We start from the raw sequence: 13,351 nt of genomic DNA on the forward strand, positions 1-13,351 counted from the left end.
TTTGGCGATAATCACATTCATGAGGCATGCTTCTGGCGGCCGGCCCAGGGCGCCAGCATAAAGCTGAAGGCCAGGCCCAGGCTGACCGACAGGCCGAAATTACTCACCGCAGGCGTACTCGACACCGCCAGCAGGCCGAACGACAACCACGTCGTCAGCGCCGCCAGCAGCGTCCCCAAAAGGCTCACCGCCGGGCCGCCGATCTGCTCACGCATCAGGATCGCGTAGTCGACGCTGATGGCGGTGACCAGCAGCAGGCCGAACAGGCTGAACAGCGTCAGCGGCTGGCCCAGCCAACCGAAGCTGGCCAGGCTGCACAGCGCGGCCAGCAACGGCAGGGCGACAATGCGCAGTGCGCCGCCAAAGCCGAAGGGCACGATCAGCAACAGCACGATCAGCCCGCAGGACATCAGTTTCAATTCAGCCGCGCTGATCTGCGTGGCGGCGAACACCCGGTTCAAATCCCCCAGGCGATCCACCAGTTGCACTCCCGGCAAGTCCACGGCCTGTACCTGCAGCAGCGCCGGGTTGTTCAAGCCTTGCAGGCTGACCATGGCCGCTACGCCGCCGTCGACCGGGCCCAGCCACAGCGTGCGCCAGGGTTCGCCCAGCGGCCCGAGCAGCGCGGCGTCGATGTCTTCGGTGGGCAGCGCTTGCAGTTGAGCGACTTCGGCTTGCAGCGCGCTGACGGGCACGCCGAGGTCGAGCAGCGGCTGCCAGTGCGCGGGAAGTGCATTCAGTGCCTCGCGCAGCCGTTGTTGCTCGGCGGGCAGGTTGACCAGTTGATTGAGCGCCAGATAACCCTGGAGCTTGTCCATATTCACCAACTGCTCCAGGCGCTGGCCCAGGGCGGCCTGGCGTTCCAGCAACTGCTGCTGATTGTCGGCGCGCACCAGGAAGAACTGGCTGGTGGGTTGGAACCCGGTGATCCGCGCCACGGCCTGGGCTTCCTGTAGCAATTGCGGCGGGGCGCCGATCCACTGGCGCAGATCGTTTTTACTGTTCAACTGCCACAAGCCGCCGGCACAAAACAGCAGCACCCACACCAGCAGCACTGCGCTCGGCACGCGTTTGATCAACCCGCTACGCATCAGCCACAGGCTTTCGGCGATGCGCAGCAGCCATTGCGCCGGGCGCAGTTCGACGCCGTTGAGCAGCGCTGGCAGCAGGCATACGGCGGACAGGTACGCGCCGACCAGGCCTGCGGCGGAGAACACGGCGATCTGGGTCAGCGCCGGGAACGGCGTCCAGGCCAGCGCCAGGTAGCCGATGCAACTGGTCGCCAGGCTCAGGCTCAGGCCCGGCAGGGTCAGGCGCAACGCCGGCCAACTGCGCCACGGCTGCAGGCTCCAGCTTTTCGACAAGTAGTGCAGCGGGTAATCCACCGCCACGCCGATCAGGCTGGAGCCGAGCACCAGCGTCATCACATGCATATGCCCGAACAGCGCCACACAGGCCACCGCGCCGAACAGCATGCCCACCAGCACCGGCACGAAGGCCAGCAGCACGCGCCAGCGCCGGAACGCGAGGAGCAACAGCAGCAGAATGCCGACGGTCGCGCCGCCGCCGACCCAGGTGATTTCACGGGTGGCTTGCTGCTGCCCGGCGGCGGCGTAGAGCAAACCGCTGGCCGCGAGCAGTTGCGCGCCGTGCTCGGCGGCCTGGGCGCGGCTGGCCTGGAGCAAATCGGCGACTTGCAGCGGCAGTTTCATATCGAAGGCATTGCCGGTGGTGCGCGCGCGCAGCATCACCCAGCTCTTGCCGTCGGCATCGGCGACCAACGTGCCGCTGCCGATATCCAATTGCACCGCGCCACGCTGCGGCTGGCTGTTCTGAATGCGCCCGGTCAGGCCAAGCCAGTCGTCCTGGCTCGGCACCAGGCTGAACCCGGTGAACGGGTCGAACAGCGCTTGCACGCGCTGCTGGATGAACGCGTCGGGGTGGTCGATCAGTTGTTCGCGGTCCTTGGCCGCGAGCATCGACAAGCGCCCGCGCAACAATTGCTCGCGCAGCGCCGGCAGGTCGGCTTGCAGGTTCCATTGGACTTTTTCAAACAGGCCGCTGGCTTGCCAGCGCTCACCCAATTGCTCGGCTACGTTGACCGCTTGCTGGCGGTCTGCGTGCCCCACCAGAACCAGCATTTCGCGGTTCAGCGGTTCCTGCATGCGCTGTTCGGCTTGCAGTTCGAGGGCGTCCGGCGTGCTACCCGGCACCAGTTCCATCAGGTTGGCCGACAACGGCGCGCCATGACGCCATTGCCAGCCGGCCAGGGCCAGCACGGCCACCAGCAGGATCAGGAACAGGCGCGGCAATAAACGCTCACTGGGCAAAGTCGTGTTGCTCCGCATCGCTCAGGGGAAGGTCGGCGCTGCTGTCTTGCATGCGCAGCACGGTGCTGTCGCCCTGGGTTTCCAGCAGTTCGATGGTGTGGACCAGCGTGCCGCCGTCGATATTGATCTGCTTGAACACTTGCTTGAGCAGCAGCGAGCGCGGGGTCAGCGTCAGCTTCCACTGCTCGGCTTCACCCTGTAGTTGCAGGTCGAAGTCACGCTGCAAGCCGCTGCTGTCGCCCTGGAGCACGGCGAGGAACAGGCGGTTCTGTTCGGCCCCGGCGCTCTTGTTCGGCAGCGTTTGCCAGCCATTGGCATCCCGCCGCGCAATGCCTTGGGCGCTGATGCGGTAATCCTGTTGCAGTGGGGTTTTGAGCAGCCACAGCAGGCCGTGGTCCTTGGCCAGGACGAAGGTGCCTTTGCTGACCAAGGGTTGCGGCAGGGCGCGCAGGTGTTTTTCCTGGATGAAACTGCCGTGGATCACGCTGGGTTTGGCCAACTGATCGCTGAGTTGCTGCAGGTCGAAGGCCTGGGCCGCCGCCGAAAAACCAAACAACGCGAACACTGTAGGAGCGAGCTTGCTCGCGAAAAACCGGAGGGCACCACGGGGTGTCAGGTGACCAGCGTTATCGTTGACGATCTTCGCGAGCAAGCTCGCTCCTACAGGGCTCAGCATTTCAGGGCCTTTTCGACGGCGTGGGTGAAGACGGTGGGTGAGGCCAGTTGCATCTCGCGGCTGGCGATGTCCACCGCCACTTGCACCGTGCTGGCGCGGGTCAGGCGTTCGCCGCTGGCGCGGTCGGTGATCAGGTAGTTGACCTTCAAACGGTTCTCCCATTCCACCAGGCTGGCGCGCACGTTGATCGTCTGGCCGAAGGTAGCGCCGCGCACATAGCGCAGTTGCAGGTCGATCACCGGCCAGGCGTAGCCGGATTCGAGCATCGCCGTGTAGTTGTGGCCGATCTTGTCGAGCAAGGCGCAGCGGGCGATTTCCAGGTACTTCACGTAGTGCCCGTGCCAGACCACGTTCATGGTATCGATGTCGAAAAACGGCACGAGGATTTCAGTGTCGCAATGCAGCACGCCCTGACTACGCATGCAGCCTCCAGTGTTGTTCGGCGATGCGTTGCAGGCACAGGCGCAGTTCGCCTTCGAGGGCGCGGTCTTCGATCACCGGCGGGAAGTCTTTGGCCAGCTCGCTGTGCATCGCCGCCAACGCCGGCGGCAGTGGGCGCGCCTCGGCGGCCTGGGCGCGCAGCCACACGCCTTGGTTGGCAGCGAGCAGGGTGGCGGCGGCGACCTGTTCGGTCAGCTCCAGCACGCGGATCGCATCACGGGCGGCGATGGTGCCCATGCTCACTTTGTCCTGGTTGTGGCACTCGGTGGAGCGCGAGAACACGCTGGCCGGCATGGTATTTTTCAGCGCTTCGGCGGTCCAGGCGCTGGTGCCGATCTGCACCGCTTTGAAGCCATGGTTGATCATCGCGCGATCGGCCGGGGCGCCCGACAGGTTGCTCGGCAGGCCGTGGTTGTAACGCACGTCGACCAGCAGCGCGAGCTGGCGGTCGAGCAGGTCGGCGACGTTGGCCACCAGGGTCTTGAGGCTGTCCATGGCGAAGGCGATGTGCCCGCCATAGAAGTGCCCGCCGTGCAGCACGCGCTCTTCTTCGGCGTCGATGATCGGGTTGTCGTTGGCGCTGTTGAGTTCGATCTCGATGAACGAGCGCAGCCAGTTCAGGCTGTCGGCCAGCACGCCGAGGACGTGGGGCGCGCAGCGCAACGAGTAGCGATCCTGCAAACGGTGCAGCGGCGCAGTCGGCGCATCAATCGCCAGATCCCTGCGCAACCACGCGGCGACTTGCATCTGCCCCGGGTGCGGCTTGGCGGCGAACAGGCGCTCGTCGAAGTGTTCCGGGTTGCCTTGCAGCGCCACCACGTTCAGCGCGGTGATGCGCGTGGCCAGTTGCAGCAGGTAGTCGGCGCGGGCGAAGGCCAGGCAGGCGAGGCCGGTCATCACGGCGGTGCCGTTCATCAGCGCGAGGGCTTCCTTGGGCCGCAGGACCAGCGGTTCCCAGCCCAGTTCGCGGTGCACGTCGATGGCCTGGCGGCGTTCGCCACGGAACAGCACGTCGCGTTCGCCGGACAGCGTCGCGGCCACGTAGGACAGCGGCGTCAGGTCGCCGCTGGCGCCCACCGAGCCTTCTTCCGGGATCAGCGGCAGCACGTCGTGTTCGAGGAACGCGTGCAGGCGCTCAAGCAGTTCCACGCGCACCCCGGACACGCCGTGGCACAGCGACTGCAAGCGCGCCGCGAGCACGGCACGGGTGGCTTGGGCGTCGAGCAACTTGCCCAGGCCGCAACCGTGGAAGGTGTACAGGTGACGCGGCAGGGCTTCGACGTGCTGCAACGGCACGGCCACCACGCACGAGTCGCCATAACCGGTGGTCACGCCGTAGATCACGCCTTCCTTGTCCAGCAGCGAGTCGAGGAACTGCGCGCCCTTGGCGATGCGCTGGCGATAGGCGGCATCGTCCTGCAAGTGCGTGGGCGCCTGACGGTTGGCCAGGGCCAATACGTCTTCAATGCGCAAAGCGCGTTCGCCAAACGTTACCGGCTCAAGATGCGTCGTCATCGGTCTTCCAGAAAGGGTAAAAGTTGAACCATTGTTGGGGCGCTTCCAGGCAGAACTGGCCCAGGCGTGCGGCGTAGCGCGCGGTCCACAGGGCTATGACCTGCTCGCGGGTGCTGCGTTTCCATTCGATCAGTTGGGTAAACGGTTCGATGGTCAGGCGATAGCGGCCCTGGTGCTTGAGGCACATCAGCAGGTTGACCGGGCATTTCAGCAGCCCGGCCAGCAGCCACGGGCCTTGGGGGAAGGCGGCATCGTGGCCGAGGAAGTCCACGCGCACCGTGCGCCCGCCGTGCAGCGGCACGCGGTCACCGGCAATCGCCAGCCATTCGCCGTCGTCCAGGCGCTGGCTGAGCAGCAGCATGGTGGCCGGGTCCAGCTCGCTGACCTGGATCAGGCGCAAATGGGTCGCGCCGGCTTCGCCCAGCAGGCGGTTGAAGCGTTCGGCGTGCTTGGTGTGGACCAGCACGTTCATGGTGACTTTTTCGCCGATCTCCGCGAGCGCGCGGCACACTTCGAGGTTGCCCAGGTGCGCGCCCACCAGCATCTGCCCGCGTTCGCCGCGCAGTTGGCCGCGCAATTGCGCCGGGTCGTGGATTTCGATCTGCTCGATGCGCAGCTTGCCGTTCCATACGTCGAGCTTGTCCAGCAGCGCATCGGCAAATGCCATGAACTGGCCGAAGACTTTGCGCAGGGTCGGGCGCAGCTCATCACGGCCGCTCCATTGCGCCAGGCGCTGCTGGTATTGCCAGGCGCTCTGGCGCGCGGTGCGGCCGAACAGGAAGAAGTACAACACGATGCCGTACAACAGCGGGCTCAACAGCCGGCGTCCGAGCAGCCTGGCGGCGACAGCGGTGAGTTTCATCAGCCAGAAACTGCCGCGCTCTTCGCGGTCGGCCCAGTGTTTGCCGCTGTCGCTCATGCCTGCCACCGTCGCCACAGAATCATCGGTGCGCGCACCAACATGCCGAAGAACAGCCGGGTGTGCATGGCCGAGATGCGCACGTTGTCGCGGAACAGGCGGAAGTGCGACAGGCCGTCGGCGGGGTAATGCACCTTCGTCGGCAGCCAGCGCATCGGCTGGTTGCGCCAGGCCAGGCGCACCAGGATGTCCGAGTCGAAATCCATGTGGGTGCCGATGTAGGCCGAGTCCATCAGGGCCAGGGTCGGTGCCAGCGGGTACACGCGAAAGCCGCACATCGAATCGCGAATCTGCAGCGACAGGGTGTTGATCCACACCCACACGTGGGTCAGGTAACGCGCGTACAGGCGGCCCTTGGGCACGCTGTCGTCGTATTCGGGGTAGCCGCAGATCACCGCCGTGGGGTGTCGGCGCGAGGTGTCGACAAAGTGCTCGACTTCGCGCAGGTCATGTTGGCCGTCGGCGTCCACTTGCAGGGCATGGGTAAAGCCCAGGCGCGCCGCTTCGCGGAAACCCGCCATCACGGCGCTGCCCTTGCCTTGGTTGGTGGGCAGGGTGAGCAGGCTGACGTTGTCGAGGCTCGCCAATTGCGCCAGCACCGCCGCGCATGCCGGGCTGCTGCCATCGTCCACCAGCAGGCAGGGCAGGCCGCTGTCGAGCAGGCTGTGAACCACGGCCGGTACGGCGGCTTCATGGTTGTAGACCGGGATCAGGGCGCAGGGGTTATGCATGCGCAGGTTCCAGTTGAATCCGGCCACTGGAGCAGGCCGCGACGCCGTTACGGTAGGCGAAATACAGCTTGCTGCGTTCCGGGTCGAAGCGCAGGTGCAGTTCGATCTGGTCGCCGGGGCGCACCAGTTGCTGGAACTTGAGCACTTCCATGCCGGCAAAGGTTGTCGGCAGGTCGAGCAGTTGCTGGCCGAAGTTGAACGCCCACTCCACCTGCACCACGCCCGGCAGCACTGGCGTCACCGGGAAGTGGCCGCTGAAGTAGGCCAGGTCCGGCGGGATGCTCAGTTGCAGGGTCCATTCGCCGTCGATTTCGACTTGTTCCAGCACGTCCGGTGCTTTTGGCCGGGGCGCGAGCAGCAGTGCTTCGATGTCGGCCTGGGGCAGCTTGCCTTGGCTGTTCAGGGGCAAGTGCCGCAGTAGACGCCAGCGACGCGGCAGGGCCAGGGCTTCGCAGTGTTGGCTGAGGTGTTGGCGCAGGGTTTGGGTGACGGTACGCCGGCCCTGGTTGCGCAGGGCATGCAGGCCATCGGCACTCAGCACCACGAGAGCCCCGAGGCTGGCGCGGTTTTCCTGGACCACGCCCAGGCGGGTGTCGGCGACCCAGGGGTGCGCCATCAGGGCCTGTTCGAGCATGGGCAGGGAGATACGTTTTTCTTCCAGTTTGACGATGCGATCCAGGCGGCCCAGCAGTTCGAAGCGGCCATCGGCATGCAGGCGGGCGGCGTCGGCGGTCTGTTCGATATGCCCGACGGGCAGGTACGGTGAGGCGATGCACAGGGCGCCGTCGGCGTCCTGGCTCAGTTTTACGTCGGCGAACGGTTGCCACGGTTGCGCGCCCTGGCGCCAGGCAATGCCGCCGGTTTCCGAGCTGCCGAGGATTTCCGTCGGCCATTGCTGCAAGCGCTCGTACAGGCTGGCGGCCGCGTCGATGGGCAAGGCGCCGCCGGAGGAGAACACCCGCGACACTTGGCTCAGGGCCGGCCAGTCGAGGTTGTCGCCCATCCGCTTGAGCAGCGCCGGGCTGGCGACCCAGGCGAACTGTGGGTGCTCGCGGCTGGCGCGCTGCAAATCCTCCGGGAAGGCCAGTTGGCGGCGCACGAAGGTACGGCCGGCGCATAACGGCCACAGCACGCGGAACAACAAACCGTAGATGTGCTGGGTGGCGACGCTGCCGATGATGCACGCGTCTTTAAGGTCTGCGCCCCATAGCGCTTCCAGCGCCTGCACCTCGTTGGCCAGTTGGCGCAGGGTCTTGTCGATGCGCTTGGGTTCGCCGCTGGAGCCGGAGGTGCACAGGCTCAATTGACACGCATCCAAATCGAGGGCGGCAGGGCTCAACGGCGCTTGATACAGCGCGTCCAGATCGGCGGCTTCGGTCAGCCAGGCGTCGACGGCATCGGCCCAGCGTTGGCGGGTCTGCGGTTGCAGATCGGCGGGCAGCAGCACGCCGACGCCGGCGCGCCAGGCACCCAGCAGGGCGATCGCCAGCAGGCCGGCGTCTTCCAGATGCACGGCCACGCGCTGAATGCCGCGTGCGTGCAGGCCTGCCGCCAGGCGCAGGGATTGTTCCCACAGTTGGGCGTGATTCATCGCAGGCTCGGTGGTGACCCAGCGCTGTTCCAGCGGCTCAAGCAGCAAGTGCTCAAGTTTCAACCCATTCATACGCGGCCTCGAACCCTTTGTCGTACCAGCCATTCCACGGCAAACAACAGCCCCATCAGCCCATAGGCGATCAGGCCGTTGTACAACGTCCACCAGCTCAGCGGCGCCCACAGGGTGAGGGCGGCGGCGAGCAGGCCATTACACAGAAAAAACACGCTCCACACCACGGTGACCTTGCGCGTATACACAATGGCTTTCGGCGGCAATTGCGGGTCGGTCATGCGTGCCAGGCGTTCGACCATCGGCGGGCCGTATTTCAGGCTCAGGCCGAACAGCGTCAACATGAACGCACTGACCAGGCTCGGGTACCAGCGCAGCAGGTGCGGGTTATCGAACCAGGCCAGGCCTAAGCAAAACACGATGATCGCCATTGCCATCCAGCGGCTGCCGGGGCGCCTTGCACCCGTGAGCGCGCGCAGCAACCACAGGCCGCCGAGCAGCAGGCCGAATTGCCAAGGTGCAAAGTGTTCGGTGCCGTAATACACCGCAAAAGGGTACAGCAGCCCCGCCAGCAACAGGCCAAGGCCGATCAGCCGGCTCATGCGGCAGGCGCGACCAGACGGTACACCGCCTCAACCACGTCATTCACGGTGCGCACGGCCTTGAACTCTTCGGCAGCGATCTTCTTGCCGGTCTGGCGCTTGATATGGTCGATCAGGTCCACCGCGTCGATGCTGTCGATTTCCAGGTCCTGGTACAGGTTGGCGTCGAGGGTGATGCGTTCAGGTTCCAGTTCAAACAGTTCCACCAAGGCAGCGCGCAGGGTGTTGAAAATATCGTCACGAGTTTGCATGGTACGGTCTCAAGCTGCCTTTCTGGCCGTGACGAACGCCGCAAGGCTGGCCACGTTGGTGAAGTGATTGCGGGTGTCCTTGGCGTCGGCATCTATCTTGATGCCGTACTTTTTCTGGATCGCCAGGCCCAGTTCCAGGGCATCGACTGAGTCCAGGCCCAGGCCTTCGCCGAACAGGGGATCTTCGCTTTTGATGTCGTCGACGCTGATGTCTTCCAGGCCCAGGGCCTCGATGATCAGCGTCTTTATGTCGTGCTCAAGGCTGTTTGGGTTGCTCATCTTCGGCGAGCTCCTTAATGAAATAGTGATGCAGGTAATCGTTGAGCTTGCGTGAAGCCTGGGGCGCAGGCCCGAGTGCGGCGAACGCCTGTGGTTCTATATCGGCACCCACCCGTAAACTGAAGTGAAAGCGGCGTTTAGGAATGCGATACCAGGGTTCGGCCTTGGTCAGGGTGGTCGGGCTGACCTTGATCACCACGGGGGTGATGATTGTCGCACCGCGCAACGCAATCGCGGCGGCGCCGCGATGAAAGGCAGGCACCGCGCCGGGTGTGGTGCGGGTGCCTTCTGGAAAGATGATCAGGGTCTGACCTTCGCGCAGGGCATCGGCGGCGGCGTCGAGCATGTCCGCGCTGCCGTCGTTGCTGATGTAGCCGGCATCGCGCACCGGCCCACGGGTGAACGGGTTTTGAAACAGGCTCTGCTTGACCACGCAGTTGGTCTGGCGCATCAGGCCGATCAGGAACACCACGTCGATCAGTGACGGGTGGTTGGCGACGATCATCTGGCCGGGGCGCCCGAGTTTGTCGGCGCCGTCGACGCTGAACGTCAGAATGCCCAAACGCTGCATCATCCGAATGAACAACCAGAACAGGCGACTGATGGTGTGGCGCGCACGCCGTTGGTGCTGCTTGGCAGTCCCCGGCAGGCAACCGAGCAACGGAAATACCAACAAACGCAGGCACAGGCCGCCGACGCCAAACAGCGTGAAGCTGGTGGCGGTGGCGAACAGGCGCCAATAGTAGGCGTCCCGTGGCTTATCGTTCAGGGTTTGCGTTGCCAGTTCCATACGCGGTTCTTCCAGGCATGTTGGCAGGCGCCCTGTTCGGTCAACAGGGTGCGCAGCAGGTTCAGGGCGTGGGGCCACTGGGTGTGAGTGGGTTGGACAGTGCCGCTGGTGAGTTCCAGTTGCCACTCGTCGCCTGGTGTCAGCAGCAGGCCGAGGGCGTAGGGGAAGGGCACATCCATGATCCAGCTGGCGTAGGCCTCGGGGGGCCGCTCCTCGGTGATCACCAGCAGTACCGCCGGGGCGCCTTCGTTGAGCAGCGCGGCCGCTTCGAGCATGCCGTGTTCCAGGCCATCGCCGGCGGCGGCAAGGGCGGTCATTTCGCTGGTTTCATTGCGCAGGATCGACCACAAGCCAATCACCGCGTTATGCACCGACAGGCTGAACTGGGTCGGGGACAGCGGCTGGTCGTTGGCCAGGTCGCTGAGGATGTCGAGGGTGCGCGGGGTTTCGCCGTGGCGGGAAATGAACACCAGTGGCAGGTCTTGCAAACCCTCGGCCATCGGCCAGCCTACGCTGAATGCCATGCGCGCCAGGCGGCTCAGACGGCGGCGCTGCATGGCCGGTAAAAACGAGACGTCGGGGGAGGCTTCGCTGGCGGGCAGCAACACGGGGGCCTTGCACCAGGCGCGCCAGTCGTCCGCACTTTCGAGGCCCGGGGCCCAGGCGCGCCATTGGGCGATATTGAAATTGATCACTGAGAAGTTATCCCGCCCCTGCGGGCTTCCATGTGCGGCCACTGGCCCCGAATACCGGGACAGGGAGCAACAGCCGAATGGCGCGCATTATCCCGGTGCTGCGGGGTTCTAGCAAACTTTGGTAAAGATTTGTTCACGGCTGATTACAATTTGCTGGGGAAGATTTACAGATTGTCCTTCACCGAGAGCCGAGTTGGATTGTCGGACTGTTCCTTTTCATTTGTATGTTGAATGCTGCATCCGGGCATTAATGCAGCAGTGCATGGATGAACGAGGTAGCTAACAGGCGCTTTTGCCCTCTACACTCGGGCATTCATTGATACACGGAGGTTTTTCCATGCGGCGCGTGGTGTTCAATCAAAAAGGCGGGGTTGGCAAGTCCAGCATCGCCTGTAACCTGGCGGCGGTCAGCGCCAGTGAAGGCTATCGAACCCTGTTGGTGGACCTCGATGCACAAGCCAACTCCACTCAGTACCTCACTGGGCTGACTGGCGACGATATACCGATGGGTATTGCCGAGTTCTTCAAGCAAACCCTGTCTTCCGGGCCGTTCGCCAAGAAAAACCGGGTGGATATCTACGAAACGCCCTTCGACAACCTGCACGTGATCACCGCCACCGCTGAGCTGGCGGACTTGCAGCCCAAGCTCGAAGCCAAGCACAAGATCAACAAGCTGCGAAAGCTGCTGGATGAACTGAGCGAAGACTACGACCGGATTTACCTGGATACCCCGCCGGCGTTGAATTTTTATGCGGTTTCGGCGCTGATTGCCGCTGATCGTGTATTGATCCCCTTCGATTGCGACAGCTTCTCGCGCCAGGCTCTGTATGGCGTGCTGGCGGAAATCGAAGAATTGAAGGAAGACCACAACGAAGGCCTGGAAGTGGAAGGCATCGTGGTCAACCAGTTCCAGGCGCGGGCGAGCCTGCCGCAGCAGATGCTCGATGAGTTGATTGCCGAAGGCTTGCCGGTGCTGCCGGTGTACCTGGCAAGTTCGGTACGCATGCGTGAGTCGCACCAGCAGAACAAACCACTGATCCACCTGGACCCACGGCACAAGCTGACGCAGCAGTTTGTGGAGTTGCATAACCTGCTGGAAAACGCCTGACCTAAAGCACCACACTGGCCTGCGTTGTGCTCAAGGTCGAGTCAAACCCCTTGGCTGCGCAGCCAGCTCATCAACTGCGGTAACGGAAACGCCCCACTCTGGCGCGCCACTTCGCGGCCGTTCTTGAACAGAATCAAACTGGGAATCGAGCGAATCCCCAACTGCGCCGACAACTGCTGATTGGCCTCGCTGTCCAGCTTGGCCAGCCGGCACTTGCCTTCCAACTGCGCAGCGGCCTGTTCGAAGATGGGCGCGAACGATTTGCACGGCCCACACCAATCGGCCCACACATCCACCAGCAATGGCAGGTCGCCCTTGATCTGACTGGCGTAGTCGCCCTGTTTCAGCTCAAAAGGCTTGTTCAACAACACCGGTTGCTTGCAGCGCCCGCACTTCGGCGTGTCAGCCAGGCGTTCGCCGGGGATGCGGTTGAGGCCGTTGCAGTGCGGGCAGGGGATGACGAGAGGGTCGGACATGGTGGCGCTCCTTGGATATGGCCAATGGCGTGTATTTGGAGTCAGGTCTGGGGTTTATCAAGGCGTGGGAGCGGAGACTCATCCGTTCACAGTTTCGCCATGTCGATGTGAGGCCGCTTATCTAGGCTGTTGGAGCTTGTTCTGTTTTGCGCCATCTGTCTGTTTGCGGTTATAGCAAATTGCGATAGCTTGGGTTCGGGTTTAACCTTCATAGCAAGATGCGATAAGGATGTTGCATGCGAGTGATTAGTGAGAAAAGGATCTGGGAAGCAAAGGAGAAGTGGCCACGCTCAGCGAGTGCTCTGGATGAGTGGTACCGACGGATAAAGCGCAATAACCCGGGAGATTTCGCGTCAATGAAAGGCATTTTTCCCGCGACTGATAAAGTCGGGCAGTTCCATGTGTTCGACATCGGTGGCAATAAACTGAGGTTAATTGCTTTCGTGCGGTACCCAACACAACGAATTTACATCAAACATCTGCTCGATCATCGCGAATATGAGCAAGACAAGTGGAAGGAGGCAATCAGATGAGCGCACTCATTCAGCTCGCCGCTGAACATTGGCAATTTGTTTCACCATTACTGCGCAAGCCAAAAAACGAGGCGGATTACGATGCACTGGTTGCTGCCCTCGACGAGCTGCTGGACTTGGTCGGGGAGGACGAATCAAATCCGCTTATGAGTCTGGTAGATATTCTCAGTGACTGGATCGAAGCCTACGATCAGGCACATCGTCCGATGCCCATCGCCAGTGGTGTTGACGTGTTGCGCGCGATGATGCGCGAACACGGTTTGAGTCAAAGTGATCTGCCAGGCTTGGGCACACAGTCAGTTGTTTCCGAGATACTGAGCGGTAAGCGCAAGCTCAATCTGCGGCAGATTAAATGGTTGGCCGAACGCTTTGGTGTGTCCGTGGAGACGTTCATTTAACTGA

Annotated in this window: 16 protein-coding genes; 3 read left to right on the top strand and 13 right to left on the bottom strand. The window is 63.2% G+C overall.

Annotated features, from left to right (window positions below; translation table 11 throughout):
* Positions 1 to 17: 17 nt before the first annotated feature.
* The 12 genes from U5A08_RS02170 to U5A08_RS02225 are packed head-to-tail and all read right to left on the bottom strand — an operon-like array spanning position 18 to position 10,832.
* The gene (locus U5A08_RS02170) at positions 18 to 2,348 is read right to left on the bottom strand and encodes an MMPL family transporter (RefSeq protein ID WP_321850091.1); all 2,331 of its coding nucleotides are present in this window, start codon (positions 2,346 to 2,348) and stop codon (positions 18 to 20) included.
* The gene (locus U5A08_RS02175) at positions 2,320 to 3,006 is read right to left on the bottom strand and encodes an outer membrane lipoprotein carrier protein LolA (protein WP_321850092.1); all 687 of its coding nucleotides are present in this window, start codon (positions 3,004 to 3,006) and stop codon (positions 2,320 to 2,322) included. Before U5A08_RS02175 ends, U5A08_RS02170 begins: the two co-directional genes overlap by 29 nt.
* On the bottom strand, positions 3,000 to 3,428 hold the full coding sequence (locus U5A08_RS02180; RefSeq protein ID WP_253392940.1) for an acyl-CoA thioesterase: 429 nt from the start codon (positions 3,426 to 3,428) through the stop codon (positions 3,000 to 3,002). The genes U5A08_RS02175 and U5A08_RS02180 overlap by 7 nt, the downstream gene beginning before the upstream one ends.
* The gene (locus U5A08_RS02185) at positions 3,421 to 4,962 is read right to left on the bottom strand and encodes an HAL/PAL/TAL family ammonia-lyase (RefSeq protein WP_321850094.1); all 1,542 of its coding nucleotides are present in this window, start codon (positions 4,960 to 4,962) and stop codon (positions 3,421 to 3,423) included. Before U5A08_RS02185 ends, U5A08_RS02180 begins: the two co-directional genes overlap by 8 nt.
* Positions 4,946 to 5,881, bottom strand: a complete 936-nt coding sequence (locus U5A08_RS02190; RefSeq protein WP_321850096.1) for a lysophospholipid acyltransferase family protein — start codon at positions 5,879 to 5,881, stop codon at positions 4,946 to 4,948. The genes U5A08_RS02185 and U5A08_RS02190 overlap by 17 nt, the downstream gene beginning before the upstream one ends.
* The gene (locus U5A08_RS02195) at positions 5,878 to 6,612 is read right to left on the bottom strand and encodes a glycosyltransferase family 2 protein (RefSeq protein WP_321850097.1); all 735 of its coding nucleotides are present in this window, start codon (positions 6,610 to 6,612) and stop codon (positions 5,878 to 5,880) included. Before U5A08_RS02195 ends, U5A08_RS02190 begins: the two co-directional genes overlap by 4 nt.
* On the bottom strand, positions 6,605 to 8,275 hold the full coding sequence (locus U5A08_RS02200; protein ID WP_321850098.1) for an ApeI family dehydratase: 1,671 nt from the start codon (positions 8,273 to 8,275) through the stop codon (positions 6,605 to 6,607). Before U5A08_RS02200 ends, U5A08_RS02195 begins: the two co-directional genes overlap by 8 nt.
* Positions 8,272 to 8,817 carry a COG4648 family protein gene (locus U5A08_RS02205; protein WP_321850099.1) on the bottom strand — a complete coding sequence of 182 codons (546 nt, stop codon included), beginning with the start codon at positions 8,815 to 8,817 and terminating at the stop codon, positions 8,272 to 8,274. Before U5A08_RS02205 ends, U5A08_RS02200 begins: the two co-directional genes overlap by 4 nt.
* On the bottom strand, positions 8,814 to 9,068 hold the full coding sequence (locus tag U5A08_RS02210; RefSeq protein ID WP_247397222.1) for an acyl carrier protein: 255 nt from the start codon (positions 9,066 to 9,068) through the stop codon (positions 8,814 to 8,816). The genes U5A08_RS02205 and U5A08_RS02210 overlap by 4 nt, the downstream gene beginning before the upstream one ends.
* A gap of 9 nt (positions 9,069 to 9,077) precedes the next feature.
* Positions 9,078 to 9,347 (bottom strand): phosphopantetheine-binding protein, encoded by a 270-nt coding sequence (locus tag U5A08_RS02215; RefSeq protein WP_247397227.1) that lies wholly within the window; start codon positions 9,345 to 9,347, stop codon positions 9,078 to 9,080.
* Complete coding sequence (locus U5A08_RS02220) at positions 9,325 to 10,137, bottom strand: lysophospholipid acyltransferase family protein (protein WP_253392953.1); 813 nt, start codon at positions 10,135 to 10,137, stop codon at positions 9,325 to 9,327. The genes U5A08_RS02215 and U5A08_RS02220 overlap by 23 nt, the downstream gene beginning before the upstream one ends.
* Entirely contained in the window at positions 10,113 to 10,832 is a 720-nt protein-coding gene (locus U5A08_RS02225) for a beta-ketoacyl synthase chain length factor (protein ID WP_253392954.1), read from the bottom strand. Before U5A08_RS02225 ends, U5A08_RS02220 begins: the two co-directional genes overlap by 25 nt.
* Positions 10,833 to 11,169: 337 nt before the next feature.
* Between U5A08_RS02225 and U5A08_RS02230 the strand changes: the two genes are divergently transcribed.
* Entirely contained in the window at positions 11,170 to 11,940 is a 771-nt protein-coding gene (locus tag U5A08_RS02230) for a ParA family protein (RefSeq protein WP_247397237.1), read from the top strand.
* A gap of 41 nt (positions 11,941 to 11,981) precedes the next feature.
* On the opposite strand, the gene trxC is transcribed toward U5A08_RS02230, so the two are convergent.
* The gene (trxC, locus tag U5A08_RS02235) at positions 11,982 to 12,416 is read right to left on the bottom strand and encodes a thioredoxin TrxC (RefSeq protein WP_253392956.1); all 435 of its coding nucleotides are present in this window, start codon (positions 12,414 to 12,416) and stop codon (positions 11,982 to 11,984) included.
* 236 nt (positions 12,417 to 12,652) lie between these two features.
* On the opposite strand from trxC, the gene U5A08_RS02240 reads away from it, so the two are divergent.
* Both U5A08_RS02240 and U5A08_RS02245 read left to right on the top strand, forming a co-directional pair.
* Positions 12,653 to 12,949 carry a type II toxin-antitoxin system HigB family toxin gene (locus U5A08_RS02240; RefSeq protein WP_253392958.1) on the top strand — a complete coding sequence of 99 codons (297 nt, stop codon included), beginning with the start codon at positions 12,653 to 12,655 and terminating at the stop codon, positions 12,947 to 12,949.
* Positions 12,946 to 13,347 (top strand): helix-turn-helix domain-containing protein, encoded by a 402-nt coding sequence (locus tag U5A08_RS02245; RefSeq protein ID WP_253392960.1) that lies wholly within the window; start codon positions 12,946 to 12,948, stop codon positions 13,345 to 13,347. The genes U5A08_RS02240 and U5A08_RS02245 overlap by 4 nt, the downstream gene beginning before the upstream one ends.
* Positions 13,348 to 13,351: the final 4 nt, after the last annotated feature.

Source organism: Pseudomonas paraveronii, from assembly GCF_963681955.1.
GTDB classification, from domain to species: domain Bacteria; phylum Pseudomonadota; class Gammaproteobacteria; order Pseudomonadales; family Pseudomonadaceae; genus Aquipseudomonas; species Aquipseudomonas paraveronii.

Bases quoted from the DNA above. Each gene is read 5' to 3' on its own strand.
- U5A08_RS02175 (WP_321850092.1), bottom strand. From the start codon at position 3,006: ATGCTGAGCCCTGTAGGAGCGAGCTTGCTCGCGAAGATCGTCAACGAT.
- U5A08_RS02210 (WP_247397222.1), bottom strand. From the start codon at position 9,068: ATGCAAACTCGTGACGATATTTTCAACACCCTGCGCGCTGCCTTGGTG.
- U5A08_RS02230 (WP_247397237.1), top strand. From the start codon at position 11,170: ATGCGGCGCGTGGTGTTCAATCAAAAAGGCGGGGTTGGCAAGTCCAGC.
- U5A08_RS02245 (WP_253392960.1), top strand. From the start codon at position 12,946: ATGAGCGCACTCATTCAGCTCGCCGCTGAACATTGGCAATTTGTTTCA.
- trxC (WP_253392956.1), bottom strand. From the start codon at position 12,416: ATGTCCGACCCTCTCGTCATCCCCTGCCCGCACTGCAACGGCCTCAAC.
- U5A08_RS02240 (WP_253392958.1), top strand. From the start codon at position 12,653: ATGCGAGTGATTAGTGAGAAAAGGATCTGGGAAGCAAAGGAGAAGTGG.
- U5A08_RS02180 (WP_253392940.1), bottom strand. From the start codon at position 3,428: ATGCGTAGTCAGGGCGTGCTGCATTGCGACACTGAAATCCTCGTGCCG.
- U5A08_RS02170 (WP_321850091.1), bottom strand. From the start codon at position 2,348: ATGCGGAGCAACACGACTTTGCCCAGTGAGCGTTTATTGCCGCGCCTG.
- U5A08_RS02215 (WP_247397227.1), bottom strand. From the start codon at position 9,347: ATGAGCAACCCAAACAGCCTTGAGCACGACATAAAGACGCTGATCATC.
- U5A08_RS02195 (WP_321850097.1), bottom strand. From the start codon at position 6,612: ATGCATAACCCCTGCGCCCTGATCCCGGTCTACAACCATGAAGCCGCC.
- U5A08_RS02185 (WP_321850094.1), bottom strand. From the start codon at position 4,962: ATGACGACGCATCTTGAGCCGGTAACGTTTGGCGAACGCGCTTTGCGC.
- U5A08_RS02220 (WP_253392953.1), bottom strand. From the start codon at position 10,137: ATGGAACTGGCAACGCAAACCCTGAACGATAAGCCACGGGACGCCTAC.
- U5A08_RS02205 (WP_321850099.1), bottom strand. From the start codon at position 8,817: ATGAGCCGGCTGATCGGCCTTGGCCTGTTGCTGGCGGGGCTGCTGTAC.
- U5A08_RS02200 (WP_321850098.1), bottom strand. From the start codon at position 8,275: ATGAATGGGTTGAAACTTGAGCACTTGCTGCTTGAGCCGCTGGAACAG.
- U5A08_RS02190 (WP_321850096.1), bottom strand. From the start codon at position 5,881: ATGAGCGACAGCGGCAAACACTGGGCCGACCGCGAAGAGCGCGGCAGT.